22 protein-coding genes are annotated in these 25,361 nt (G+C 66.8%); 3 read left to right on the forward strand and 19 right to left on the reverse strand.

The annotated features are described in order from the left end of the window. Positions 1-3: 3 nt before the first annotated feature. Entirely contained in the window at positions 4-3,306 is a 3,303-nt protein-coding gene (locus U5775_RS08390) for an efflux RND transporter permease subunit (RefSeq protein ID WP_322057650.1), read from the forward strand. A gap of 78 nt (positions 3,307-3,384) precedes the next feature. On the opposite strand, the gene U5775_RS08395 is transcribed toward U5775_RS08390, so the two are convergent. The 5 genes from U5775_RS08395 to U5775_RS08415 form a co-directional block, all read right to left on the reverse strand. After that, positions 3,385-3,666, reverse strand: coding sequence for a hypothetical protein (locus U5775_RS08395; protein ID WP_322057651.1), 282 nt, complete (start codon positions 3,664-3,666; stop codon positions 3,385-3,387). A gap of 61 nt (positions 3,667-3,727) precedes the next feature. Then, positions 3,728-4,270, reverse strand: a complete 543-nt coding sequence (bamE, locus tag U5775_RS08400; RefSeq protein WP_415913538.1) for an outer membrane protein assembly factor BamE — start codon at positions 4,268-4,270, stop codon at positions 3,728-3,730. 50 nt (positions 4,271-4,320) lie between these two features. Then, a complete protein-coding gene (locus U5775_RS08405; RefSeq protein ID WP_322057653.1) occupies positions 4,321-4,788 on the reverse strand; it encodes a hypothetical protein in 468 nt (155 codons plus the stop codon). Positions 4,789-4,979: 191 nt separating this feature from the next. After that, the gene (locus tag U5775_RS08410; RefSeq protein WP_322057654.1) at positions 4,980-5,543 is read right to left on the reverse strand and encodes a peroxiredoxin; all 564 of its coding nucleotides are present in this window, start codon (positions 5,541-5,543) and stop codon (positions 4,980-4,982) included. A gap of 253 nt (positions 5,544-5,796) precedes the next feature. After that, complete coding sequence (locus tag U5775_RS08415) at positions 5,797-7,158, reverse strand: EAL and HDOD domain-containing protein (protein ID WP_415913539.1); 1,362 nt, start codon at positions 7,156-7,158, stop codon at positions 5,797-5,799. A gap of 355 nt (positions 7,159-7,513) precedes the next feature. Here U5775_RS08415 and U5775_RS08420 point away from each other — a divergent pair, with 355 nt between their 5' ends. After that, the gene (locus tag U5775_RS08420; RefSeq protein ID WP_322057655.1) at positions 7,514-9,535 is read left to right on the forward strand and encodes a GGDEF domain-containing protein; all 2,022 of its coding nucleotides are present in this window, start codon (positions 7,514-7,516) and stop codon (positions 9,533-9,535) included. 48 nt (positions 9,536-9,583) lie between these two features. Continuing rightward, a complete protein-coding gene (locus U5775_RS08425) occupies positions 9,584-11,026 on the forward strand; it encodes an HDOD domain-containing protein (protein WP_322057708.1) in 1,443 nt (480 codons plus the stop codon). A 72-nt stretch (positions 11,027-11,098) separates the two neighbouring features. Here the strand turns inward: U5775_RS08425 and U5775_RS08430 are convergent, their stop codons facing one another. The 14 genes from U5775_RS08430 to U5775_RS08495 all read right to left on the reverse strand — a co-directional run bounded on the left by U5775_RS08430 (position 11,099) and on the right by U5775_RS08495 (position 25,350). Then, positions 11,099-12,511 carry an EAL and HDOD domain-containing protein gene (locus tag U5775_RS08430; protein WP_322057656.1) on the reverse strand — a complete coding sequence of 471 codons (1,413 nt, stop codon included), beginning with the start codon at positions 12,509-12,511 and terminating at the stop codon, positions 11,099-11,101. Between the two features lie 263 nt (positions 12,512-12,774). Further along, positions 12,775-13,137, reverse strand: coding sequence for a hypothetical protein (locus U5775_RS08435; protein ID WP_322057657.1), 363 nt, complete (start codon positions 13,135-13,137; stop codon positions 12,775-12,777). Further along, positions 13,134-13,820, reverse strand: a complete 687-nt coding sequence (locus U5775_RS08440) for a DUF6402 family protein (RefSeq protein WP_322057658.1) — start codon at positions 13,818-13,820, stop codon at positions 13,134-13,136. Before U5775_RS08440 ends, U5775_RS08435 begins: the two co-directional genes overlap by 4 nt. Next, positions 13,786-14,007 carry a hypothetical protein gene (locus U5775_RS08445; RefSeq protein WP_322057659.1) on the reverse strand — a complete coding sequence of 74 codons (222 nt, stop codon included), beginning with the start codon at positions 14,005-14,007 and terminating at the stop codon, positions 13,786-13,788. Before U5775_RS08445 ends, U5775_RS08440 begins: the two co-directional genes overlap by 35 nt. Before the next feature lie 170 nt (positions 14,008-14,177). Then, a complete protein-coding gene (locus U5775_RS08450; protein ID WP_322057660.1) occupies positions 14,178-14,972 on the reverse strand; it encodes an ABC transporter substrate-binding protein in 795 nt (264 codons plus the stop codon). A gap of 230 nt (positions 14,973-15,202) precedes the next feature. Further along, complete coding sequence (gene astE / locus U5775_RS08455) at positions 15,203-16,297, reverse strand: succinylglutamate desuccinylase (RefSeq protein ID WP_322057661.1); 1,095 nt, start codon at positions 16,295-16,297, stop codon at positions 15,203-15,205. Next, positions 16,281-17,645 (reverse strand): N-succinylarginine dihydrolase, encoded by a 1,365-nt coding sequence (gene astB / locus U5775_RS08460; protein ID WP_322057662.1) that lies wholly within the window; start codon positions 17,643-17,645, stop codon positions 16,281-16,283. Before astB ends, astE begins: the two co-directional genes overlap by 17 nt. A gap of 9 nt (positions 17,646-17,654) precedes the next feature. Beyond that, on the reverse strand, positions 17,655-19,118 hold the full coding sequence (astD, locus tag U5775_RS08465) for a succinylglutamate-semialdehyde dehydrogenase (protein ID WP_322057663.1): 1,464 nt from the start codon (positions 19,116-19,118) through the stop codon (positions 17,655-17,657). Positions 19,119-19,133: 15 nt separating this feature from the next. Further along, positions 19,134-20,177, reverse strand: a complete 1,044-nt coding sequence (astA, locus tag U5775_RS08470) for an arginine N-succinyltransferase (protein WP_322057664.1) — start codon at positions 20,175-20,177, stop codon at positions 19,134-19,136. Continuing rightward, complete coding sequence (aruF, locus tag U5775_RS08475) at positions 20,174-21,304, reverse strand: arginine/ornithine succinyltransferase subunit alpha (protein ID WP_322057665.1); 1,131 nt, start codon at positions 21,302-21,304, stop codon at positions 20,174-20,176. The genes astA and aruF overlap by 4 nt, the downstream gene beginning before the upstream one ends. 34 nt (positions 21,305-21,338) lie before the next feature. Beyond that, complete coding sequence (locus tag U5775_RS08480; protein WP_322057666.1) at positions 21,339-22,556, reverse strand: aspartate aminotransferase family protein; 1,218 nt, start codon at positions 22,554-22,556, stop codon at positions 21,339-21,341. A gap of 197 nt (positions 22,557-22,753) precedes the next feature. Then, complete coding sequence (locus U5775_RS08485; protein WP_322057709.1) at positions 22,754-23,734, reverse strand: GlxA family transcriptional regulator; 981 nt, start codon at positions 23,732-23,734, stop codon at positions 22,754-22,756. A gap of 67 nt (positions 23,735-23,801) precedes the next feature. Then, positions 23,802-24,608, reverse strand: a complete 807-nt coding sequence (locus U5775_RS08490; protein WP_322057710.1) for an ABC transporter ATP-binding protein — start codon at positions 24,606-24,608, stop codon at positions 23,802-23,804. Between the two features lie 28 nt (positions 24,609-24,636). Further along, a complete protein-coding gene (locus U5775_RS08495; protein WP_322057667.1) occupies positions 24,637-25,350 on the reverse strand; it encodes an ABC transporter permease in 714 nt (237 codons plus the stop codon). Between the last annotated feature and the right edge of the window lie 11 nt (positions 25,351-25,361).

Raw genomic sequence — 25,361 nt, forward strand, 5'->3', positions numbered from 1 at the left:
GCGATGAATCTCTCGCGCCCGTTCATCAACCGCCCCGTCGCCACCACGCTGCTCGCGATCGGCATCGCGCTCGCGGGCCTGTTCGCGTTCGGAAAGCTGCCCGTCGCGCCGCTGCCGCAAGTGGACTTCCCCACCATCTCCGTGCAGGCGTCGCTGCCAGGCGCGAGCCCGGAGACCGTGGCGACCAGCGTGGCGAGCCCGCTCGAACGCCATCTGGGCTCGATCGCCGACGTCACCGAGATGACCTCGCAAAGCTCGGTGGGCAGCACGCGCATCACGCTGCAATTCGGCCTCAATCGCGACATCGACGGCGCCGCGCGCGACGTGCAGGCCGCCATCAACGCCGCGCGCGCCGACTTGCCGACGAGCCTCAGGCAGAACCCGACCTACCACAAGGTCAACCCCGCCGACGCGCCCATCCTGATCCTCGCGCTCGCCTCGCCCACGCTCAGCGCGGGCCAGCTCTACGACTCGGCGGCCACGGTGCTCCAGCAATCGCTCTCGCAGGTGGACGGCGTGGGCGAAGTCGACGTGAGCGGCTCGGCCAACCCGGCCGTGCGCGTGGAGCTCGAACCGCATGCGCTGTTTCATTACGGCATCGGTCTGGAGGACGTGCGCGCGGCGCTCGCCTCGGCCAACGCGAACAGCCCGAAGGGCGACATCGAGTTCGGCCCGCAGCGCTTCCAGCTCTACACCAACGACCAGGCGAGCAAGGCGAGCCAGTACAAGGACCTCATCATCGCCTACCGCAACGGCGCGGGCGTGAAGCTCTCCGACGTGGGCGAAGTGGTCGACTCGGTCGAAGACCTGCGCAACCTCGGCCTCGCCAACGGCAAGCGCTCGGTGCTCGTGATCATCTACCGCCAGCCCGGCGCGAACATCATCGAGACCGTGGACCGCGTGATCGCGATGCTGCCGCAACTGAAGGCCTCGTTGCCCGCCGACGTCGAGGTGATTCCCGCCTCGGATCGCTCGGTCACGATCCGCGCGTCGCTCAAGGACACCGAGCACACGCTCATGATCGCCGTGGCGCTCGTGGTGATGGTGGTGTTCCTGTTCCTGCGCAACTGGCGCGCGACGCTGATCCCGAGCGTGGCCGTACCGATCTCGATCATCGGCACCTTCGCGGCCATGTACCTGATGGGCTTCTCGCTCGACAACCTCTCGCTGATGGCGCTCACCATCGCGACGGGCTTCGTGGTCGACGACGCCATCGTCGTGCTCGAGAACATCTCGCGGCACATCGAGAACGGCGTGCCGCGCATGAAGGCGGCGCTGCTCGGCGCACGCGAAGTGGGCTTCACGGTGCTCTCGATCAGCGTCTCGCTGGTGGCCGTGTTCCTGCCCATCTTGCTGATGGGCGGCATCGTCGGGCGGCTGTTTCGCGAGTTCGCGCTCACGCTTTCGCTCGCGATCGCAGTGTCGCTCGTGATCTCGCTCACGCTCACGCCGATGATGTGCTCGCGCCTGCTCGAGCAACCGCAGGACAAGAAACAGGAAGGCCGCTTCGGGCAGTGGCTCGAGCGCGGCTTCACGCACCTGCATCGCGGCTACGAGCACTCGCTCGGCTGGGCGCTCGAACATCCGCGCCTGATCCTGCTGACGCTCTTTGCCACCATCGCGCTGAACGTCGTGCTCTACGTGTTCATTCCCAAGGGCTTCTTTCCGCAGCAGGATACGGGGCGGCTCGTGGGCGGCATCCAGGCCGACCAGTCGACCTCGTTCCAGGCGATGAAGGGGAAATTCGCCGAGATGATGAAGATCGTCGGCGAGAATCCGGCCGTCGATCAGGTGGTGGGCTTCACGGGCGGACGCGCGACCAACTCGGGCTTCATGTTCGTCTCGCTCAAGTCCAAGAGCGAGCGCAAGCTCTCGGCCGACCAGGTGATCGCCCAGCTGCGCGGGCCGCTCTCGCACGTGGCGGGCGCGCGCACCTTCCTGCAGAGCGTGCAGGACATCCGCGTGGGCGGGCGGCAATCGAACGCGCAGTATCAGTTCACGCTGCTCGCCGACAACACCGCCGATCTCTACAAGTGGGGGCCCAAGCTCACCGAGGCGCTGCAGGCGCGCCCCGAACTCGCCGACGTGAACTCGGACCAGCAGCAAGGCGGCCTCGAATCGATGATCACGATCGACCGCCAGAGCGCGGCGCGCCTGAACATCACGCCCTCGCAGATCGACAACACGCTCTACGACGCGTTCGGCCAGCGCCAGGTCTCGACCATCTACAACCCGCTCAACCAGTACCACGTGGTGATGGAAGTGGCGCCGAAATACTGGCAAAGCCCGGACATGCTCAACCAGATCTGGGTGAGCACCTCGGGCGGCACCGCGAGCGGCGCGCAGAGCACCAACGCGACGGCGGGCACGGTCAGCGGACCCGGCACGAGCGCCTCGACGGGCGGCACCGCGGCCACCACGGCCACGAGCGCCGCGGCGATTGCCGCCGACTCCGCGCGCAACCTCGCGATCAACTCGATCGCCGCGAGCGGCAAGTCGAGCGCGTCCTCGGGCGCGGCGGTCTCCACGGCGCAGGAAACGATGATCCCGCTCTCGGCGATCGCCTCGTTCGGGCCGGGCACGACGCCGCTCTCGGTGAACCACCAGAGCCAGTTCGTGGCCTCGACGATCTCGTTCAACCTGCCGCCGGGCAAGTCGCTCTCGGACGCCACCCAGGCCATCTACGACACGATGGCCGAGATCGGCATGCCGCAGACCATCCACGGCAGCTTCCAGGGCACGGCGCAGGCGTTCCAGCAGTCGCTCGACAACCAGCCGCTGTTGATCCTCGCGGCGCTCGCGGCCGTGTACATCGTGCTCGGCATCCTCTACGAGAGCTACATCCACCCGCTCACGATTCTCTCGACGCTGCCCTCGGCGGGCGTGGGCGCGCTGCTCGCGCTGCTCTTCTTCAAGACCGAATTCAGCATCATCGCGCTGATCGGCGTGATCCTGCTGATCGGCATCGTGAAGAAGAACGCGATCATGATGGTGGACTTCGCGATCGACGCGTCGCGCCAGGGCCTGAACTCGCGCGACGCGATCTACCAGGCGTGCTTGCTGCGCTTCCGGCCGATCATGATGACGACCTGCGCGGCGCTGCTGGGCGCGCTGCCGCTCGCGTTCGGGCGCGGCGAAGGCGCGGAGCTGCGCGCGCCGCTCGGCATTTCGATCGTGGGCGGGCTGATCGTGAGCCAGGCGCTCACGCTCTATACGACGCCGGTGGTGTATCTGTATATGGACCGGCTGCGCGTGTGGTGGGATGCGAAGCGCGGGCGGGCTGCGCCGCCGCGCGTGCTGGAGTGAGGTCGACTTGAGTGCTGGATGTGTGGGGGCGGCTGGACCGAGGCTTCGGCCGCTTTTTTGTGGTGCTTTTTGTGGGAATCAAACGTCGGCGCGTGCCCTTGATCCGCCAAAACCCGCCGCACGTCGCCGCAACTCCATCGGCAAACAACGCACCAGCAAATGCAGCACCAGCGGCACAAGAATGCCGTCGTCCACCACTCCAACCAGCGGCAGTGCGATATTGAACGGCGCGAGCGCATAGAGCGCGACGAGCGCCGTCACGGGCATCAACCACGTAGGTCGCTCGGGCTGACGCAGCGCGAACCACAGCACGCGCAGATCGCCCTTCACGACATTCCATAGCAACGCGATACGTTTCATCTGAACCTCTCCTTGCCGGCGCGCGAATGGTCTGCCTACCGCGGGTCTGCCGCGCGCCTCGTCAGTGCTGCTCGTGTCCGGGGGCATCCGAGCGCGAGGTGCGGACCACGAGTCCGTCCGGCGCGAAATGGGCGTTGAACATGCCGTCACCGGCCACGCCGCCCTCGGCCCAGTGCCAGCTCCATACTTCCTCGTGGCTCAGCGCATATTTCGCGACCGTCGCGGGCTTGCCGAGCAGACGGCGCACCTCGTCCTGCGTCATGCCGGGCGCGACCTGCGCGATGTTCTGCGCCGTCAGCGCCTGAGTCATCGCGACCAGCTTGCCGTCCGCGTCGAAGTCGAGCATCCACGTCGTCAAGCCGTTCGGTCCGCGCGGATATTCGAGGCGCTCCGCGCCGTCGTCGTCCTCCCATACCATCTCGGGCTTGCCCGCCTGACGCCGCACGTCCTCGACCGTCGAGACGCCGATTTTGAGCCCGCCGAACGCCATCGAATCGGGTTTGACGGCATTCACGGCGTCAGCGACTTTCTGCTGGTCGCAGGCGGTCAAAAGCGCGGCGCTCGTTACAGCGAGCACAAGTCCTGCACAAAAGCTGCGAAGCATGCGTAATCTGGATAAGTTCTGACAAGGTGTATTCGACACCGAGGCGTGTTTCAAAGTTTCTGCGCGATCGCCAGCGTAAAAATACGCGCCCAACGCCGCGCCTCGCGTTCGCTCGGCATCGGCAGATGCCAGAGCGGCTTGCGCACATCGGCCACCTGGAGTGCGACCTGCCAGCCGTTCGCGTCGCGCGTGGGCTGTGCGCCTTGCAGGTCCGCGAAGATATACGCGCCGCGCGCTTCGCCCAGCTTGACTTCGCACAGCCGCTTGCCAGCCGCGAGCCGCGCCTCGCCCCATGCGCCCGCCACGCGATGGGTCCAGTCGCCCTCGCCTCGCAGGTTCGGCGCCACTTCGCGACGGCGCCGCAGCCAGTTCACAAGCAGCGTGACGAGCGCCGCCGCGACCACGGCCGCCACGCCGATCGCCACGTCCGTGCCGAAATGCATCGCCAATGTCTGAAACGATCGCACCGCGCCGTAGACGAGCGCGGCGAATACGAAAAGGAGAACGAGAATGGGCATACGAAGACGGGCCTCGCTGGCATTCATCCGCCGCGATTGATCACCGGGAAAAAGGAAAACCAGCACAATACCCGCGCCGGGCTAACGCGGCCTCGCCGGAGCAGCCCGCGCTTGCCCGATCGCCAGCGCAACGCACGGCCCGCAGCACGAGCCGCGAGCCACGAACCGCACGCCGCGCGCGGGCCGTGCGATTACTGCTGCGGATGCTGCGCGGCCCACTGCTTCAGGGCTTGCAGCGTATTCTCCACGTGCTTGTCGGGCGAGAGACTCGTATATTCGTAGATGACCTTGCCGTCCGGCGCGATCACGTAGGAAACCCGGTTCGCCATGGCGGCGTGCATCGGCATCGACGCGTCGTAGGACTTGATGATCTTCGAATCCTCGTCGGCGGCGACGGGGAACTTGCTGCGGCACTCGCTCACCGAGAACTTCTTGAGCGTGTCGATGTTGTCGTGCGAAACGCCGATCACGGTCGCGCCGTACTGCTTGTACTGATCGACGGCTTCGGCAAATTCATGCGCCTCGATCGTGCAGCCCTTGGTGAACGCCGCCGGGTAGAAGTACAGCACCACCGGTCCCTTCTTGAGCTCGCTCGCGAGCGAGTACGTATAGGTTTTGCCGCCCAGCGAAGCCTGCGTCGTGAAATCGGGCGCGGAGTCGCCCGGCTTGAGCGTCGCCTGCGCGCTCAGGGTGAAAAATGCCAGTCCGGCGCACACGAGCGCCGCGGCCCCCGCCGCGAAATACCTCGGTTTCATGTCGGATGTCCTCGTATGATCTCGAATGCGTCGCCGGCTAGTGGGTCCGGGCCCCGCATGGTAGTTCGAAGCGCGAGCAACGAAGTACGGCAAGACGGTCCGCGGCAAAATCGCGCCGCGTCCGGCGACGGCCCTATTTGACCACACTCCGCGCGCGCACGCCGGGCGGCCACAGCGCGGCTCCGGCTCAATCAATGCGCATACGGCGCGGAGCTACGCAGTACCTCGTCAGCCCATCGCTTGCACCGGGCTTTCAGCCATCGGCATAGGCCGAAAACCACGCGCTCGCCCACAGATTGAGCTCGCCGAGCAGCGCCGGCGTGAGCGCCTGGAAGCGCCCGCCCGCCGCGCCCGCGATCGTCCCGGCGAGGCGGTCGTCGCCGCGCTCGCATGCCTGCGCCACGCGCAGCAGCGTGCCGAGCTCGCCGCGCTGGCCGTCCACGGCCTCGCCGATCTCGCGCGCGAGACCGAGCCGCTCGAGCGTATGCGCGGGCGTCGAGCCCACCAGCACGTGCACGAGCGAGAAGATGCCCGTCATGAAGGCGGCGTCGGCGAACTCGGCGTCGTTCGGCGCGAGGCTGCGCGCGGCCAGCTCCATGAAATGCGAGCGCGTGCCCGCGAGCTGCACGAGCGGATCGCAGGCCCACGGCAGATCGCGGCCGCTCGCGTAGAGCAGCAGTTGCGCCCAGCGCGCGATCTGGCGCGTGCCGGCCGCGAGCACGGCCTCGCGCAGCGACGAGATCGGCCGTCCCGGCGCATAGGCGCTCGAATTGACGAGCCGCAGCAATTGCACGACCACGCCCGGATGGCTGCGCAGCTCGCGCTCGAGTTCGGCCACGCCCACGTCGCCGGCCACCAGCGCGAGCAGGCGCACGAGCGCGAGCCGCGAGGCGCGCAGGCGCGGCGCGTGCAGCATCTGCGGACGCGCGAAGAAGTAGCCCTGGAACAGATCGAAGCCGAGCTCACGCGCGTATTCGAAGTCCTCGCGCGTCTCGACCTTCTCGGCGATCAGCGTCTTGCCCTCGGCGGCGATGGCTCCGACGAGCGCGGGCAGCGCGGCGCGCTCGGCCTGCAGCAGATCGACCTTGACGATGTCCGCATAGGGCAGCGCGCGGCGCAGATTGTCGGTGAGCGCGCTCACGTCGTCGAACGCGATGCGATAGCCGTCGCGGCGCAGTTGCGCGAGACGTTCGAGCACGGCGGCATCGAGATGCACGTGCTCGAGCACTTCGAGCACGAAGCGGCCCGGCGGCAGCAGATGCACGATGTCGTCGAACAGCAGTTCGCGGCTCATGTTCACGTAGCCGTAGTGGCGGCCGAGCACGGCGTGCACGCCGAGCTGCCCCATCGTGCGCGTCATCACCTGGGCGGTGGCGAGCGCGTCGTCGGTCACGTCGGCGCGGTTTTGCGCGCTGCCCCGAAACAGCAGCTCGTAGGCGTTGAGCGCGCCATTACGGTCGATGATCGGCTGACGGCCCAGATAGACGAAGGGCTGGGAAGCGGCGCTCTGCATGGCATGCGGATCGGATTGCGGTTGCGGGTGGGCGCCGGGATCGCTAGCGTCTCGCGCGGCCGCATGCTCCGGTCGCGCGGGCGGTGACGATGAATCGGACATGGCGAAAGACTCGGGCGATGGGTTCGATCTGGACGGTTCGTTCTGAGGCAAACCTGGCAAACCCGGCATGCCGCGCGCATGCGTGGCAGACACGCAGTGGGCGCCACTTTAACCGAATCTGCGCGCGTGCGGCATCGCCTTCTGTGCCCATGTCGCCGCCCGGCCGTTTTTTTGCCGCGCAGCTAAAGATTTCGCCCTGCGGGTCGATATCTCGGTCTGATGGGCGCCATCAAGCAAGCGCGCAGCCACGCAAGCGCCGCGGCCCAAATCGGGCGCGCGGACCTGCCACGCTTCGAACGCAAGCCGCGCGCCCGACTCGATACGCCGACTAGTACACAGGTTGCCAGCGATACACATGGAAGCGAACAGGATTACCGCGCCCCGCCCGGGCTGGCTGCGTACGGTCTTGGACCGCCTGCGGCCACGCGCCGGGCGCACAAGCGAGCGCCGCGACGCCCACGCCGGCGTCCCGCTCGCCTGTGCGGACGGTGCTCCGCTCGCGCCGCAAGCCGAGGGCGCCGCGCAAGCGGCAGGCCTCGCCCGCGCATCCGGCGACGAGGCCCCCGGCTCCAGCTCCGAGGTAGCCTCGCGCGCATTCGAGCAGACGGCCGCCGCGGTGGACTTCCTCGTGCACGTGGACTGCAACCTGCGCTTTCTCTACGTCTCCGATGCGAGCCTGCGCTTTGCCGGCTATCACCGCGAGTTCCTGCTCGGCGCGACGCTGCACGACCTCGTTGCGCCCGACGATCTCGCGCGCCTCGACGCGCTGTTCGCGCGCGCGCTGGAGAGCGGCGCGGTCGAAAAAGACACGATCGATCTCGTGAAGGCGCTCACCTACCCGCTCGCCGTCGAGTTGCGCGTGCAGCGCAGCAGCTGGGCGGGCGTGGACGGCTTCGCCGTGGCGGGCTTCGACGTCTCGGACTGGCAAGGGGTACAGGCACGCCTCACGCATGCGCTCCATCACGATCCGCTCACGGGCCTGCCGAACCAGGCGGCGCTGGAGCCGGCGCTCGAACGCGCACTGGCCGAGGCCGACCGGCACGGCACGCCCATCGCCCTTCTGCTGCTCGATCTCGACGACTATCAGCGCGTGAACCGCGCGCTCGGCTACGATGCCGGCGACGAGCTGCTGCGCGAAACCGCGCGCCGCCTCACGCACCTGACCCAGCAAGGCGAGCTGATCGCGCGCACGGGCAGCGACGAGTTCGCCATTCTGATCGCGCCGCAAACCGCGCCGAAGTCCGCGCGGCCAGCCACACCGCAATCGACGCCGCAAGCGACGCCGCCGTCCGCATCGTCCCGCGGCGCCGCGCCCGGCGACCTTCGCACGGCCGCCGAAGCGCTCGCGCGGCGTCTGCTCACGTCGGTCCTGCAGCCCTATTCGTTCCGCGACCAGCCGGTCCATCTCGCGGCGAGCATCGGCATCGCGTTCCATCCCGAGCAGCGTCCGGACGGCGCCGGGAGCGACACGCAGCCCGAAAGCACGCCGCTCATCCGCCGCGCCGACCAGGCGCTGCAGCAGGCCAAGGCCGCGGGCGGCAACACGCTGATGCTGCACGTGCCCGACGACGACCCGACCGACGCCCAGCGCCTCAAGCTCGAATCGGATCTCCACGACGGCGTGCGCAACGGCGAGTTCTCGCTGCACTTCCAGCCCATCACGAGCAGCGCGACGCGCGGCGTGGTTGGGGTCGAAGCGCTGATTCGCTGGCAACATCCCTTGCACGGGCTCGTGCCGCCATCAACATTTATCCCGCTTGCGGAATCCGTCGGCCTGATTAATTATCTCGGCAACTGGGTTTTGAGAGCGGCCTGCATGCAGCTGACCCAATGGGACGAGCAAGGCATTGCCTTGCAGTACGTCGCCGTCAATGTGTCGCCGCAGCAGTTCCGCAATCCGCGTTTCAAGGAGAGCGTCGAAGAAGCGATCCAGCTCACCGGGGTCGACCCGCGCCGGCTCGTCTTCGAGATCACCGAAAGCCTGCTGATGCAGGACCCGCAGCACGCGGTCACGTTGCTCGAAGAGCTCACGGCGCTCGGCATCCGCTTTGCCGTGGACGACTTCGGCACGGGCTATTCGAGCCTCGCGTATCTGCAGCGCTTTCCGCTTTCGAAACTGAAGATCGACCGCAGCTTCGTCGTGAACCTGCTCACCTCGCGCAACGATCAGGCGATCGTCAACGCGGTGGTGGGCCTCGCGCGCACGCTCGAACTCGAACTCGTCGCCGAGGGGGTCGAGACCGAGGCGCAGCGCGAGTTGCTCACGAAGATGGGCTGCGATCACATTCAGGGATGGCTCGTCTGCAAGGCACTGCCTTCGGAGGAGCTCTCGCAGCGTTTCGAGTCGCGCACCTTGCACGTCCACGGCGTGCACTGAGCGCGGCACCGATACACGCAGGGCACTAGCGAAATAAACATGGTTCAGATGGTAAAGGCAGTCCTGCTAGACCGGCTCTGGGCTCGTATGAACGAGCGCGGCGACTTCCCCATGCTGTCGCAATCGCTGCGCACGACCGTCGCCGCCATGACCAACGACGACTACGACTTCACCGCGCTCGTGAAGGTCGTGCTCTCGGACTTCGCGCTCACGCAGAAGGTGCTGCGGCTCGCCAACTCCGCCATGTACATGGCGTTCGGCGGCAACATCACGACCGTCACGCGCGCGCTGATGGTGCTCGGCATGGACGCGGTCGGCCATCTCGTGGTGGGTCTCAAGATCGTCGATCACTTCCATCACAGCGCGCCGCGCCGCATCGACGCCAAGCTCGAACTGAACCGCACCATGCTCTCGGGCTGCGTCGCGCGCAAGCTCACCGAGCGCGGCGACCTGCGCGCGGGCGAAGAGGCCGTGGTCTGCACGCTGATGCGCCAGGTCGGCAAGCTGCTCGTGGTGTTCTATCTCGAACCCGAGTGGGACCAGATCCGCCGCGAATGCGAGCAAGGCACGAACGAGGATGCCGCCTGTATCGACGTGCTCGGCGTGACCTTCTCCGAAATCGGCCAGGACGCGGCCGCGCGCTGGCGCCTGCCCGAGATGATCCGCGAAGGCATGGGCGAATACGATCCGACCGGCAGCGAACCGCGCCAGGTCCAATGGCTGCGCGCGATCACGAACTATTCAACCGAGGTAGCGCGTGTGCTCACGACGGCGGGCCTCACCGACGAAGCGCGCGAAGAGCACATTGCCGAGCTCGCGCAGCATTATGGCCGCGCGCTCAACACGGACCCGGAAACGCTCGTGCAGATGAGCCTCGCGCTCGCCAGCGAGGAAGCCGACGACGGCGTGATGCGCGAGATCGTCGAGCTGCGCGCGAACGCCGACGCCATCGCGCGCGAGTCGCTCGACCCCGAAGCGCGCATCTCGGCCGGCGTGGAAGACCTGCGCGCGCTGCCGTCGGGGAGCGCGCTCTCCACGGCGCTCACGCTCGCCACCGAGACCGTGCTGGCCGGTCTCGGCTTCGCGCGCACGGTCGTGTTCGTGCGGCGCGGCGCGAACATGTTCGAGGCGCAGCGCGGATTCGGGCCGCAGGTCGAGGACAACCTGGAGAAGCTTGCGTTCAGCGCGGCGTTCCAGCCCGACGTGTTCCATCTCGCGATTGCGAACTCGGTGGGCATCTTCATCGAAAACGCCCGCGATCCGAAAATGCTCGCGCGCCTGCCGGCCTGGTATCGCGCGCGCCTCGACGACGCGCGCGCATTCGTGCTGCTGCCCGTGGCGCACCCCGGCGAGCCGCCCGTGGCGCTGCTCTACGGCGACTGGCTGGTGAGCCAGGAGCCGCGCCGCATTTCGCAGAAGGAAATGAGCGCGCTCAACGAACTCGCGCACGAGCTCGCGCGATTTTTCGCGGCGAGCCCGGTGAAGGCGTAAGGGCCTTCAGTCCTCTCGATTCCCTCCAGAGCCTCACGCGCCGCAAGCCCCCCGCGCGCGCCGTCCAGAAACTCAGTCCTCGATCCGCTCCAGCCCCTCGGCCTCGGCGTTGCGCTCGGCCGTGCCGGCCCACTCCGCCGCCGTGAGCGCGAGCGCCGCCAGCGCGCCCGCGTCGAGCGGCGCGAGCGTGGCGCAGGCGGCATCCACGGCCGCCCAATCGCCGCGCTCGAGCGCCTCGCTCACGCCGAGCAGACGGCCCAGCACGCCTTCGCGGCGCGCGATGGCCGCGCGGATCGGCTTGGCGAGCCTCAGCAGTTCGAGCGTCTGGTCGAGCGGGCCGCCGAACACGGCGTCGACGAACGAGAAAACGCCGACGAGAAACGCCGCATCCTCCTCCGCGGGCCCGGCTTCGGGCAGCACCGCCGCGGCAAGCTCCATGAAGCGCGCGCGCGTGGCGGCGAGCTGCAACAGCGGATCGTCTTCGAGCGAGATCTTGCGGCCGTCGGCGTAGAGCAAGAGCTGCGTCCAGCGCGCGATGCGGTTGGTGCCCGTCGCGTTGATCGCCTCGCGCAGCGTGGTCACCTTGCGCCCGAGACCGAAGCTGCTCGAGTTCGCGAGCCGCATGAGATGCATCACGAGCACGGGATTGAGCTTCAGTTCCGCTTCGAGCTGCATCACGGTGGGTTCCGAGGCGAGCAGTTGCAGCAGGTTCAGCAACGCCTGGCGCGGTGCGCTCGCCCGGCGCGCCGCGCCCTGCGGCTTCGCGAAGGCGTAGCCCTGAAAGCGATCGAAGCCCAGCGCGTGCGCGCGCTCGTATTCGGCGGGCGTCTCGATGCCCACCGCCACGAGGATCTTGCCCGCCGCCTTGAGCACGCTCGCGAACTTCGGCACCAGCGCGGGCGCGATGCCGCGCGGATCGAGCTTGACCGCGTCCGCATAGGGCAGCAGCTTCGCGAACGAATCGTCGGCTTTCGTCACGTGGTCGAGCGCGAAGCGATAGCGCTTGCGATGGAGTTCGACGAGCCGCGCGATCACTTCGGGACCGGCGCCGATGCCGGGCGACAGCTCCAGGATCACGCGATCGGCGGGCAGGCGCAGCAGCACGTCGTCGAACAAGAGTTCGCGGGTCACGTCGAGCCACGCCGGATGGCCGATCAGCGCCGCGCGCAGCGCGGGTGCGCCGAACGCGTCGATCAAGGCGCGGTTTTGTGCTGCCTGCGCCGCGGCGTCGCCGGGTGGTGGTTCGCCCGCGTGCGCTTCGGTGGGCGCTTCGGTTTGCGTTGTGGCGTGTCCCTCGAAGCCTTCGCGCGCAACGATGCGCGGCAGCGTCTCGAACGCGCAAAGCAGGCCGTCGCGATCGAGCAAAGGCTCGCGCGCAAAATAGATGTCCCAGGGATGGGCCGCCGATTCGGTCGAAGTTTGCGCTGTCCGATGGCTGCCTTCGACACCGGACAGATGCGGCCGGTCTGCAGCATTGAAGCTCATGGGTCCCCCGCGAAGCGCTGCGCTTTGCGCGTGGCGCCTGGTCGTATGGTCTCTCGTGCGACTTCTTCGTGCTTGTCTTGCTTATGCTTGTTCTTGCCTGCGCCTTATGTGTGGCACTGCGGTGTGGCCACTACGGCGCTTTCATTCTTGTTCGATTCTATCCTGGCCGATACATCGCGCATATGAAGCCTGCGGCCAGGCGCGATAAAAAAGGCGGCATCCCACACACTCCCCCGTGCCCACGGCTTCCCGCAGCGAACTGTCTACCATTTCGTCAGTTGCCAATAGGTCGCGACGATGCGGTCATATAGGGACGGCGGCAACGCGATCATGTCTTCATCATTCCCGCCGCCCGAGAACATCAAGTAATTGGCGACCCAAAGTATCTCGGGATCCGGGGCGTGCAATGTTCGCCGTGCGAGCATTTTTCCTGTGACGGCATCATAAAGCCTGCCGACATATTTCGGGTTATCGCCGTGGTCCCAATCAAGCGTACATTCTTCGGCAACATAACGGCCATCGGGGGATTTGCTTCGCACGCAGTCATAGGCCATGGAGTCTGCGCGGTGCGTTATCCAGTAGTAAATGAGTGCGAGGGCAATGATTGCGATTACCGATTTTTTCATAACTTGATCCGTATCGGCGTGCGAAGTTGGCAGCGCTTGCGATCAGAAAAAATCATAAAATCGCCACCTCTTTGATGCTTGATTGCCCATGCCCGGAAATCCTTGTTATGCACCGGATAATAGATATTCCCCTTCACTCTCACGTCACCGCGCGCAACAGGATATGGAACATATAACGATGGCATATTGAGTTGCTGAACGAGTCCATTATAAGGCACGATAATCACGCCTTTGGCGCCCCAATGTCCAAGATACTGTGATACGCTGCCGGCACCATCAGTAAAATCGTAGCTATCCTTGACATACACGTCGATACTCGATATGACGGCCTCTCGCGAGAAATAATCCAAATAGATTATTTTGACATCTGCCGGCGCGGCATAGAAATTAAACGACCCTAACGCGCCCGTGAGATCGTCGGGGCTGCCGTCTCTGTGAAACTGGGACTCCATGAATTCGCCAACCTTCTGCGCAAGCGAACTTCTCACATTGGCACGTTGAAAGTGAAAATGCCGATGAAAAATCGACATACTTCCTTTACAGAATTTCCACATATCCATGGGCGCGACGACGTCTCTATACGGCCTTAATCTCTCTCCAAGCACGTTGATAGCCGCCTGTCGATAAATCAGATTTCTTGTGAGATCGTCATATTGCTCGAATATCGAACTGTGGAACCTCAATCACTTCCTTCTGTGGTGCGGACTGCGCTCTGGCGGGCTTGGGCAAAGGTGGCGGGGCCTTGTCCATTGAAATGCCCTGAACAGAAATACGCTGAACGTCTATCGGTCTGCAACCGTCACACTTGCTCCATTTCCAACTCCAGGTCGATGTTTTGTAGTACGGAATTTCGTCATCGATGAGATACATGATTTTGCCGCCTCCCGTATTCAGGTCTTCACGATGCTATACGCGGGACAGCACGATCCATCTTATTAATATCCGAGGCTGAAGAAGATAAAAAATGCCGGCGAAACAAAGCCTCGCCGGCATTTTCAGCGGGACACAACCCGCCCGCCCTACCTGAACGCTTGCGCGTTTTACTTGAGCACGACCTTCACGTTGAAGTATTTCGCGGCGATATGGTCGATCGTGCCGTCGGCCTTGAGCTCCTTGAGCGCGCCGTTGAGCGCGGCCTTGAGCGCCGCGTCGTTCTTGCGCACGCCGTAGCCCACGCCCTCGCCGAGCAGCCTGGCGTCGACGACCTGCGGACCCGCGAAGGCAAAACCCGCGCCCTGCGGCTTGTTCAGGAAGCCCTTCGACGCGGCCTCGGCGTCCTGGAACGACGCGTCGAGACGGCCCGAGGCCAGGTCCGCGTAGATCTGGTCCTGGGTCTGGTACGGCACGACGTCGACGCCCGCGGGCGCCCACTTGGCCTTCGCATAGGTTTCCTGGATCGTGCCCTGGAGCACGCCCACATGCTTGCCCTTGAGCGATTCGGGCGTCGGCAGCAGCGGGCTGCCCTTCTTCGCGATCATCTGGTTGGGGATCGCGTAGATCGGATCGGTGAAGTCGATCGCCTGGCGGCGCTGATCCGTGATCGTCATGTCCGAATTGATAGCGTTGAACTTGCGCGCCTGCAGCGCCGGAATCAGGCCGTCAAACGAGTTCTCCACCCACACGCACTTCGCCTTGAGCTTCGCGCAGACGGCATTACCCACGTCGATGTCGAAGCCCTGCAGTTCGCCGCTCGGCGACTTCGATTCGAACGGCGCGTACGATGCCTCGACGCCGAAGCGGATTTCCTTGATATCGGCGGCCTGGGCGGCGCCCGCGGCCATGGTGAAGGCCGCGCAAAGCGTGAAAGTGGCCAGCTTGTTCCAGTTCATGTTCATCAATGTCTCATTCCAGTCGAATTACTGCGCGCTTTAGGTTCTACTGCGCGCTTCGGTGCAGGATCGCTGCGCCAAAATGGCGGCGCAAACGGGCGCGTTGTCTATGACGCGCCGCAGCAACCGCGAGGCCGCGATTGTACCGCGAGCGCCACAAGTAGCCGGAAAACGCGTCCTGACGGGGTTCTCGCGTGGCGCACGAAGCCGGGCAAGCGCTTCGTACACCGCACGGTTCAGGCGAGCGAGGCGAGCGTATCGGCGGTCGTGTCGACCACGAGCAGCCCCGCGCGCAAGCCGGGTTTCACGGTGGGATTCGGAAACACGATGCGCTCTTCGTCGCGCGCGACGACGTAGCGATACGCACCGTCCTCCGCGAGCACCGTGCCGCGCGCGAACGGCGTGAAGTTCGGCACGTCGGCGGCCACGTGCAGCGCGAACGCCTCGCTCTGCTTCGTGATCTGGCCGATCACCGTGAACACGCGCGGCATCGGTTCGTCCTGCGTGGACGGCGCGCCCGACACGAGCCTGCGCAGCGCCGCGTCGGCCGGCGCGAAACGCGCGAGGTCGTTATGCCCGAACGGCCGCACCTTGCCGAGCTCGAGCGTGCACGCGACGGCGCCGCAGGCGTTGGCAGTAAACGACGAGTAGGTCGCGCCCTTCTCCGTATGGATCAGCACGGCGGCGATGCGCGCGTCGGCGAGCCAGTCGAACATCGCGCGCGTGGGCGCGTCGCCCGTATAAGGCAGCAGCGCGAACTGCTCGAACGCCGAGGCACGGATCGCCGTATGCATGTCGAGGTGCCAGCGCGCGCCGGGCACATCGGACGCATCGGCGAAGAAGCGTTGCGCCGCCGTTTCGAGCACGACGGCGCGCGGCGCCTCGCGGCTTTGCGGCACGCGCGCATGACGGCCGCCGAAGAGACGGTTGAGGTCGTCGTCTTCATAGCGCGTGGCGGCGCGCATCGCGGCCACGTTGCCGAGCACGACCAGCAGACGGCACGCGAGCGCGAGGTGCCCCGCCGCCAGATCGGCCACCATCTGCGAGAGCAGCTCGATGGGCGCGGTCTCGTCGCCGTGCACGCCCGCCGAGACCAGCACGCTCTTGAGCGTCTCGCCGCGCGCGTTGCCGGTGTGCGCGGGTTCGAGTTGCAGCACGCCTTCGTCGAGCCATTGCCAGCGCACCGCGCCGTATGCGCATGTGCCTTGCGCCTGCGCCGCGCTCGCGGGCCGGGCGCCGGCCAGCGTCGTGGCCAGGAAATCGGCGAGGCAATCGGGCGTGGCCGCCCCCGCCGCGTGCGGCGAGCGGACCGGATCAGCGCTGGAAGTCATAGAGCGATCCCAGGCCGAGAATCTGCGTGAGCTCGTCGAGCGCCGTGCGCGACTCCACCAGCAGCGCCGGATCGGTGAGATCCTGCGGCGCGAGGCGGTCGCGGTAGTGCTTTTCGATCCACGCGTCGAGGCGCCCGAACAGCGCATCGTTCATCCAGACGCCCGGCGCCACCGCCGCGCGCTCGGCCTCGCTCAGCACCACGCGCAGGCGCAGGCACGCGGGGCCGCCGCCGTTCTTCATGCTCTCGCGCAGGTCGAACACGAGCACCTCGTCGATGGGGCCGCTCTGCGCGGCCAGTTCGTCGAGATAGATCGCCACGCGCGGATTCTCGCGGCATTCCTGCGGCACGACGAGAATCTGCTTGCCATCGGCGCGGCTCAGCAACTGGCTGTTGAAGAGATACGAGGAGACCGCATCGGCCACGCTCACTTGCGCGTCGGGCACCTCGATCACATCGAACGGCGCGCCATGCGCCGAGAGCTTCCTGCGCAGCTCGTCGTAGACGTTCTTCTGGTCGACGAACGCGCGCTCGTGGCAGAACAGCGTGCTGCGGTTGCCCACGGCGATCACGTCGTTGTGGAACACACCCGCGTCGATCACCTCGGGCGTCTGCTGCGCGAACACCGTCGTCTCGTCGGTGAGGCCGTGGCGCTGCGCGATCGCGCGGCTCGCCTCGAAGGTCTGACGCGCCGGGAAGCGCTTGGGCTCCGGCCCGCGGCGGTACTCGCTGCGGCCGTAGACGAAGAACTCCACGCCGCGCTCGCCGTATTGCGCGCAAAAACGCGTGTGGTTGGCCGCGCCTTCGTCGCCGAGCGCGGGCGTGCCGGGCAGCGCGTCGTGCACCACAAAATGCGACGGGTCCGCGAAGATCGCGCCGAGCGTGCGGCGCGTGTACTCGTGCTCGATCGCGCGATGGAGCTTGCTGCAGAGGTTCGCGGGCGTGAAGTGCACGCGGCGCTCGGGCGTATCCGCCGAGGGGCTCACGGTGGCCGCGTTCGCGGTCCACATCGCGGAAGCCGAGCTCGCGGCGGCGAGCAGCTCGGGTGCGTCCTTCGCGGCGCGCGCGATGGCTTCGGCATCCTTACCGGTGAAGCCCAGCTCGCGCAGCAGGCGAATCGAGGGGCGCTCCTGCGGCGGCAGCACGCCCTGCGCGAAGCCCAGGTCGGCAAGGCGCTTCATCTTGCGCAAGCCCTGCTGCGCGGCGGCGCGCGGGTTCGCGACCGACTTCTCGTTGTTCTGCGAAGCGACGTTGCCGAACGAGAGCCCGGCGTAGTTGTGCGTGGGGCCGACGAGTCCGTCGAAGTTGGCTTCCAGCGTCGCTGCGGACGCCGTGGCGAGGTTAGTCATCGTCGATCCTCAGAATTGAAGGCCCGGCGAGAGGCTCGCGGGCAGGGTCAGCTGTGCGCTCTCGACCGAGGCCATCGGCCAGGCGCAGTAGTCGGCGGCGTAGAACGCGCTCGGACGATGATTGCCCGAGCGGCCGGGACCGCCGAAGGGCGCGCCGCTCGACGCGCCGTTGGTGGGCCGGTTCCAGTTCACGATGCCCGCGCGGATCTCGCGCGAGAAGCGCTGCCAGAGCGCGGCATCGTCGGCGAGCAGCCCCGCCGAAAGGCCATAGGCCGTGTTGTTGGCCTGCGCGATGGCGTCGTCGAAACCGGCGTAGCGGATGATTTGCGCGAGCGGCCCGAAGTGTTCTTCGTCGGGCAGATCGGCCACGCCCGTCACGTCGAGGATGCCGGGCGTGACGAAGCCAAGCGCGGGGTCGCGCTGCTCCATGCGCAGGAGCGCCTTCGCGCCGCGTTCGAGCAGTTGGGCCTGCGCGTCGATCAGCTTCGCCGCCGCGCGCGCCGAGATCACCGCGCCCATGAACGGCTGCGGCTCGGCGTTGTATTCGCCCACCGCGATGCGCGAGGACACCTCGACCAGGCGCTCGATGAAACGGTCGCCGAACGCGCCCGCCGGCACGAGGATGCGGCGCGCGCAGGTGCAGCGCTGCCCCGCCGAGAGGAACGCCGACTGGATCGTGTGATGGACGGCGGCATCGATATCCTCCACGGGCGCGACGACGAGCGGGTTGTTGCCGCCCATCTCCAGCGCGAGCACGATTTCGGGGCGGCCACCGAACTGGCGATGCAGCAGCGTGCCCGTATCGGAACTGCCCGTGAAAAAGAGGCCGTCGATCTGCCGATGATTCGCCAGCGCGATGCCCGTCTCGCGCTCGCCCTGCACGAGGTTGATCACGCCCGCGGGCAGCCCCGCTTCATGCCAGATCTCGACCGTTGCGCGCGCAACGTCCGGCGCGAGCTCCGAAGGCTTGAACACGACCGCATTGCCCGCGATCAGCGCCGGCACGATGTGCCCATTGGGCAAATGGCCGGGGAAGTTGTACGGCCCGAACACGGCCACCACGCCGTGCGGACGATGCCGCAGCACGGCCATGCCGTCGGCCATTTCGCTGCGCTTCTCGCCGGTGCGCTCGCCGTAGGCCGTGATCGAGATCGCGACCTTGGCGGCCATCGACGCGGCCTCGGTGCGCGCCTCCCAGAGCGGCTTGCCGGTCTCGCGGCCGATGGCCTGCGCGAGTGGCTCCTTGCGTTCGGAGACGAGCGCCGCGAAGCGCTTGACGATCTCGCAGCGCGCCTCGAACGGCGTCTGCGACCACGCGACGAATGCGCGCCGCGCGGCGCTCACGGCGCGGTCCACGTCTTCGGCGCTCGCGGCGTTGCCGCTCCACACGGTCTCGCCCGTGCCCGGATTGCGCGAAGCGAATGCGGGGCCGCTGGCCGCGCACCATTGCCCATCGATGAAAAGCTCGTTCATGGTCATCCTTGTTCTTTAACCTTGCCGCGGCTTGTGCGTCGCGCCCAGCACGCGCACCGGCTCGCCCTCTGCAACATTGAGCGCCGCCGCTTCCTGCGCGCTCAGCGTGAACGCGCCGTCGTGCACGACGCCCGGGGCGAAGCCCACGCGGAAGTTGGTCAGCGACGTGTTCGACACGAGCGAGCGCACGCCCTCTTGCGCATCGCCGCCCTGCGGCTCGCCGATGCGCACCGGCACCACCACGCTCTCGCGCACCGTGCGCAAGTCGGCGGTATGGCATTCGAGCACGGGGCCCGCGTCGAAGATATCGACGTGATTCTCGTAGCGCAGCCCTTCGGCTTCGAGCATGCGGCGCGCCGGCACCGTGTCCGCGTGCGTGAGGCCCACGCAGGCCTGGGCGTCCTCGGGCAGCAGTTCGACGTAGACCGGAAAGCGCGGCATCAGCTCGGCGAGAAAGGCCTTGCGGCCGTGCGAGCTCAGGTAGTCGGCGGCGTTGAAGTCGATTTGATAGAAGTGCGAACCGACCGCGCGCCAGAACGGCGACGTGCCTTGGGCGTCGAAGTGCCCGCGCAATTCGGCGCACAGGCGCTCCGGAAAGCGCTCGCGGAACTGCGCGATGAACATGAAGCGCGAGCGCGAAAGCAGGCCGCCCATGCCGCCCGTGCGATAGCGCGGCGAGAGGAACAGCGAGCACACCTCGGCGTAGCCCGTGAGATCGTGCGAGATGTTCAGCGCGCGCATGCGCGTCCAGATGCCGAGATCCTGGCTCGCGTGCACGACCGTGCTCACGCGATAGTTGTAGAACGGCTGCTGCAGGCCCACGGCGGTTTCGATGCCGCACACGCCGGCCACGTCGCCGCTCGCGGTGTCTTCCATCACGAAAAAGTAGCCCGCCTCGCCCTGCGAGGCCTCGCCCGCGAGCGTGCGACGCGTGCGCTCGATGCGCGCCGCGAGCGCCTCGCGGTCGGGCTTGAAGGTCGTGAGGCCTGGGCCGGTTTCCTGGGCGAGCGCGACGAGCGCGTCCACATCGCCCGTCTGCACGACGCGTACCACGATCATTGCGCTTCTCCCGTCGATTGTCCCGCCGACTGTCCCATCGATTCATCCTCGTTGTGCGGCGCTTCGCGATACAGCGGCGCGCAACGCACCGCTTCGCCATCCTGAACATTGAGCGCCGCGCGCGTGGCCGCGTCGAGCGGCGCGGCGGGCGGCACGTGCGCGCCGTGACGGGCCGCACTCGCGCCGGCGGCTTCCATGACTTCGGGCAGCGTCGCGAGTGCGCAGCGGAACTCGCCGCCGTGCTGGCTCGCGACCAGGTACTTCGCGCCCACCGCCGCGTTCGCGCTCTCGCGCACCGTGCGCGTCTGGTTGCCCGCGACCGACGAGGTACGGTCCACCTGCGCGGTCAGCACCGGGCCCGCGTCGAAGATATCGACATAGCGGTCCGTCTCGAAGCCCTCTTCCAGATGGATCTCGTAGGCGAGCAAGGCGCTCGGGTCGGGCTCGCCCAGCACGCGCTGCGCGGCCTCGGGCAACAGCGGCACGTAGAGCGGATACGCGGGCATCACTTCGGCGATGAAGGTGCGGCTGCGGCCGCCCGACACCATTTCGATTTCCTTGAAATCGCGCCCGAAGAACTTGCGCCCCACCGCCTCCCAGAACGGCGAGACGCCCGCGTCGTCGGTCACGCCGAGCAACAGCGAGAACACCTCGGGCGTGAAGCGGCGCCGGTTCATCGCCACGTACATCATGCGGGCGCGCGACATCAGATGCGCGGCGGCGTCGCCGCGCAGCGAGGGTTCGATGTAGAAGCCCGCGAGCCGGCTCTTGCCCGTGAGTTCGTGCGACATGGTGAGCGCGTGAATCTTGCGGTTCACGTGCAGCTCGCGCGAGGCGTGAATCAGCGCGTCGTTGCGAAACGCGTAGAACGGCTCCGAGTAGCCCGCCGCCGCGACGACGCTCGAAGTGCCGACGAGCTTGCCCGTCACCGAGTCCTCGAGCACGAATAGATAGAACTCCTCACCGGGGAAATCCACCTGGGCGCGAAACGAGTCCTCGGAAAGCGCGATGCGCGCTTCCAGCGCCGCGCGGTCGTGCGGCAGCGAGTGCAGCACGGGCTGCGCAGTGCGGGCCATGTGGGCGATCGCATCGAGATCGGAGAGCCTTGCGGGGCGAACGAATAGCATCGTCGGTCCTGTGTTCAATGAGGCGCGCCGGGTTTCAGCGCGCGCCGATCACATCTTCAAAGGCCTTTTCGAGGCGCGCGAAGCCCTCGTTGAGGTCCGCTTCGGGAATGATGAGCGACGGCGCGAAGCGCAGCACGTCGGGGCCGGCGATCAGCATCATCACGCCGCGGTTCGCGGCCGCCGCGTTGAAGTCCTTCGCGCGGCCCGCGAAGCGCGCGTTCAGCTCGGCGCCGATCAAAAGGCCCTTGCCGCGCACTTCCTTGAACACGTCGAAGCGCTCGTTGAGCTGCGCAAGCTTCGCGCGGATCGCCTCGCCGCGCGCACGCACGCCGGCGAGCAGCGCCGGATCGCTCACGAGCTCGACCACCTTGTCCGCGATCGCCGCGCCGAGCGGATTGCCGCCGTAGGTCGTGCCGTGCACGCCCACCTTGAAGTGCGCCGCGATGGCCTCGGTCGTGAGCATCGCGCCGATCGGGAAGCCGTTGCCGAGCGCCTTGGCCGTGGTGAGGATGTCGGGCGTCACGCCCGTGCCCTCATACGCGTAGAAGGTGCCGGTGCGGCCCACGCCCGTTTGCACTTCGTCGAAAATCAGGAGCGCGTTGTGCGCGTCGCAGGCCTCGCGCAGCGCTTTCAGGAAGGCCGGATCGGCGGGAATCACGCCGCCCTCGCCCTGCACGGGCTCGACGATCACGGCGCAGGTCTGCGCGCCGATCGCGCGCTTCGCAGCCTCGATGTCGTTGTACGGCAGGTGCACGATGCCGGCGGGCACCGGGCCGAAGCCTTCCGAATACTTGGGCTGACCGCCCACGCTCACCGTAAAGAAGGTGCGGCCATGGAACGACTGCGTGAAGGAAACGATTTCAGCCTTCTGCTCGCCGTGACGGTCGAACGCCACGCGGCGCGCGAGCTTGAGCGCGGCCTCGTTGGCTTCGGCGCCCGAGTTCGCGAAGAACGCGCGCTCGGCGAAGGTGAGCGCTTCGAGCTTCTTCGCGAGGCGCAGCACCGGCTCGTTGGTGTAGCCGTTGCCGATGTGCCAGAGCTTGCCGCCCTGCTCGTGCAGCACGCGCAGCAGTTCGGGATTGGCGTGGCCGAGCGACGTCACGGCGATGCCGCATGCGAAGTCGATATAGTCGCGGCCCTCGGTGTCCCAGACGCGCGAGCCTTCGCCACGGTCGGGGACGAACGGCGCGGGAGAAAAGCACGGCACCATCACTTCGTCGAAGGTCTTGCGGCTCACGGTCTGGTCGTTCATGGCGAATCCTCTTGGGCTCAATGTGGGTTCTGGCTGGTTTGTGGCTGCTCTGTGACGAGGGGCGGCAATCGTCTGCTGCGATGCAGCGCCCTTTGCCTCATTAACAGAAGCAGTGTAGGCAACCGTGCGGTAATCGTCTTGCGTAACCGCGACGTGTTTTTTCGTCGGAGCCTGAATACGGGCGCTCTCAGTTGTACTCAATCGCGCTCGGGCGGCTCCACGAGCGCGCCCGCGCGTGGCTCCTGCACGCCGCCCGGCGCGCCGCCGTGCTGCCGCTCGATCCAGTTGCGGCGGTCCTCGCGCGGCGTCACGCCAAAGCGCTCGCGATACGCGTTGGAAAAATGCGCCGCCGACGAAAACCCGCACGCGAGGCTGATCTGCACCACCGACTTGCTGGTGCGCTGCAACTGCGAACGGGCTTTCGCAAGACGCAGGCCCAGGTAGTACTTCGAGGGCATCGCGTTCAGGTACTGCCTGAACAGGCGCTCCAGTTGACGGCGCGAAACCCCCACGTGGCCGGCGATCTCGTCGGTCGTGAGCGGGTCCTCGATGTTCGCCTCCATCAGCATGAGCGCGTCGTTCAGGCGCGGATGGCGCTCGCCGGGCGCGGTCACGAACGGAATGCGCTGGCGCTCGTCGCCGCTGCGCAGCGTGCTCGCGCCCATCGCGTCGGCGATACGGTCCACGAGCTCGGGGCCGTGCTCGCGGCCGATCATCGCGAGCATGAAGTCGAGCGTGGCCTGGCCGCCCGCGCAGGTCGCGCGATCGCGGTCGATCTCGTAGATGTGCTGGGTGACGATGGTGCGCTCGAACTGCTCGGAGAACTGCTGATAGGTCTCCCAGTTCACGGCGACGCGATAGCCCTGCAACTGGCCCGCCATCGCGAGCCACCAGATGCCGTGGTGGATGCCGGTCACGAGCGGCGTGCGCTGCCCAACGCGCGCGAGGCTCGCGAGAAACAGGCGATAGTCGGCGAACTGCTGGTAGCGCTCGGCCACGACGATGAGCCAGTCGCACGCGAGAGCGTCGCCGAACGCGCAGTCGGCGGGCCATTGCGCGCCGCCCGCGAGCGGCACGGGCCGGCCGTTCCACGAGCACATCTGCCAGCGGTAGAGCGCGCGCCCGTCGATCTCGTTGGCGAGGTTCAGGGCGTCGACGATGGGCCCCACGCCCGACATCGAGACCGGCGGCAACGCGACGATCGCGACCTGGGTCGTGCGCGACACCGACACGTCAGGCGCCCGCTTACTTGAGGCTGCCCGAGAGGAACTGGCGCAGCCGCTCGCTCTTCGGGTTGCCGAGCACGTCGGCGGGCGCGCCCTCTTCCTCGGTGCGGCCCTGGTGCAGGAACATCACATGATTCGAAACGTTGCGCGCGAAACCCATTTCGTGTGTGACGACGATCATCGTGCGGCCTTCCTCCGCGAGCCTTTGCATCACTTTGAGCACTTCGCCCACGAGCTCGGGGTCGAGCGCGGAAGTGGGCTCGTCGAACAGCATCACGTCGGGGTTCATCGCGAGCGCGCGCGCGATCGCCACGCGCTGCTGCTGGCCGCCCGAGAGATGCGAGGGATACTGCTTCTCCACGCGCGGCGCGAGACCGACCTTCTCCAGATAGCCGCGCGCGCGCTCCTCGGCTTCCTTGCGCGGCAGGCCGAGCACGTGAATGGGCGCCTCGATCACGTTCTCGAGCACGTTCATGTGCGACCACAAATTGAAGTGCTGGAACACCATCGCGAGCTTGGTGCGGATGCGCTGGAGCTGCTTGTGATCGGCCACTTCGAGGTCGCCGTTGCGGCCCGCCTTGGTGCGCACGGCTTCGCCGTCCACCACGATCTCGCCCGCGTTCGGCTTCTCGAGGAAATTGATGCAGCGCAGGAACGTGCTCTTGCCCGAGCCGCTCGCGCCGATGATGCTGATCACGTCGCCCTTCTTCGCGTCGAGCGAAACGCCCTTGAGCACCTCGTTGTCGCCATAGCGCTTGTGGATGTCGCGCGCAATCAGCTTGCTGTCCGATTGCGAGGTTTGCGTCGCACGCGAGGTCGTTTGCATCGTCTGAGCCAAGATGGTCTCCCAAAAATTATCGCGTACGCACGGCGAGATGGCCGAGCCAGCGCTTCTCCGCGCGGCGGAACGCGGCCACCAGCACGAACGATACCGCACAGTAGATCAGCGCCGCGAGCCCGAACGACTCGAACGAGCGGTACGTGGCCGAGTTGGCGTCGCGCGCGACCTTGAGGATGTCGGGCACCGTCGCCGTGAACGCCACCGTGGTCGCGTGCAGCATCAGGATCACTTCGTTACTGTACAGCGGCAGTGCGCGGCGCAGCGCCGAAGGCAGGACGACGCGCCAGTACATCGTGAACGGGCTCATGCCGTAGGCGCGCGCCGCTTCCACTTCGCCGTGCGAGGTCGCGCGGATCGCGCCCGCGAAAATCTCGGTCGTATAGGCGCAGGTGTTGAGCGCGAACGCGAGAATCGCGCAGTTCAGGCCGCTGCGGAAGAACGCGTCGAGGAGCGGCTCCGAGCGAATGAAGGCGAGACTGTACACGCCCGTGTAGATCAGCAGCAACTGCACGTAGAGCGGCGTGCCGCGAAACACGTAGGTGTAGAAGCGCACCGGCAGCGAGAGCCAGCGCCGGCTCGAGACGCGCGCGACCGCGAGCGGCACCGCGCAAACGAAGCCGAACGCCACGGAGATCACGAGCAGCCATAGCGTCATGGCAAGGCCGGAAACATGCTCGCCGTCCCAGTAGAGGAAGGCCTGGCCGAATTGATGGAGGATGTCGTTCATCGGTTCGCTTT

This window comes from Paraburkholderia sp. J63 (assembly GCF_905220245.1).
In the GTDB taxonomy this organism is placed as follows: Bacteria; Pseudomonadota; Gammaproteobacteria; order Burkholderiales; family Burkholderiaceae; genus Paraburkholderia.

Bases quoted from the DNA above. Each gene is read 5' to 3' on its own strand.
- U5775_RS08450 (WP_322057660.1), bottom strand. From the start codon at position 14,972: ATGAACATGAACTGGAACAAGCTGGCCACTTTCACGCTTTGCGCGGCC.
- U5775_RS08390 (WP_322057650.1), top strand. From the start codon at position 4: ATGAATCTCTCGCGCCCGTTCATCAACCGCCCCGTCGCCACCACGCTG.
- U5775_RS08485 (WP_322057709.1), bottom strand. From the start codon at position 23,734: ATGTCGGGCGTGGGGCCCATCGTCGACGCCCTGAACCTCGCCAACGAG.
- U5775_RS08420 (WP_322057655.1), top strand. From the start codon at position 7,514: ATGGAAGCGAACAGGATTACCGCGCCCCGCCCGGGCTGGCTGCGTACG.
- U5775_RS08495 (WP_322057667.1), bottom strand. From the start codon at position 25,350: ATGAACGACATCCTCCATCAATTCGGCCAGGCCTTCCTCTACTGGGAC.
- U5775_RS08435 (WP_322057657.1), bottom strand. From the start codon at position 13,137: ATGAAAAAATCGGTAATCGCAATCATTGCCCTCGCACTCATTTACTAC.
- U5775_RS08425 (WP_322057708.1), top strand. From the start codon at position 9,584: ATGGTAAAGGCAGTCCTGCTAGACCGGCTCTGGGCTCGTATGAACGAG.
- U5775_RS08445 (WP_322057659.1), bottom strand. From the start codon at position 14,007: ATGTATCTCATCGATGACGAAATTCCGTACTACAAAACATCGACCTGG.
- U5775_RS08490 (WP_322057710.1), bottom strand. From the start codon at position 24,608: ATGCAAACGACCTCGCGTGCGACGCAAACCTCGCAATCGGACAGCAAG.
- U5775_RS08410 (WP_322057654.1), bottom strand. From the start codon at position 5,543: ATGAAACCGAGGTATTTCGCGGCGGGGGCCGCGGCGCTCGTGTGCGCC.
- U5775_RS08405 (WP_322057653.1), bottom strand. From the start codon at position 4,788: ATGCCCATTCTCGTTCTCCTTTTCGTATTCGCCGCGCTCGTCTACGGC.
- U5775_RS08430 (WP_322057656.1), bottom strand. From the start codon at position 12,511: ATGAGCTTCAATGCTGCAGACCGGCCGCATCTGTCCGGTGTCGAAGGC.
- U5775_RS08480 (WP_322057666.1), bottom strand. From the start codon at position 22,556: ATGAACGACCAGACCGTGAGCCGCAAGACCTTCGACGAAGTGATGGTG.
- astA (WP_322057664.1), bottom strand. From the start codon at position 20,177: ATGATCGTGGTACGCGTCGTGCAGACGGGCGATGTGGACGCGCTCGTC.
- U5775_RS08395 (WP_322057651.1), bottom strand. From the start codon at position 3,666: ATGAAACGTATCGCGTTGCTATGGAATGTCGTGAAGGGCGATCTGCGC.
- aruF (WP_322057665.1), bottom strand. From the start codon at position 21,304: ATGCTATTCGTTCGCCCCGCAAGGCTCTCCGATCTCGATGCGATCGCC.
- astB (WP_322057662.1), bottom strand. From the start codon at position 17,645: ATGACTAACCTCGCCACGGCGTCCGCAGCGACGCTGGAAGCCAACTTC.
- astD (WP_322057663.1), bottom strand. From the start codon at position 19,118: ATGAACGAGCTTTTCATCGATGGGCAATGGTGCGCGGCCAGCGGCCCC.
- bamE (WP_415913538.1), bottom strand. From the start codon at position 4,270: ATGCTTCGCAGCTTTTGTGCAGGACTTGTGCTCGCTGTAACGAGCGCC.
- astE (WP_322057661.1), bottom strand. From the start codon at position 16,297: ATGACTTCCAGCGCTGATCCGGTCCGCTCGCCGCACGCGGCGGGGGCG.
- U5775_RS08415 (WP_415913539.1), bottom strand. From the start codon at position 7,158: ATGTCCGATTCATCGTCACCGCCCGCGCGACCGGAGCATGCGGCCGCG.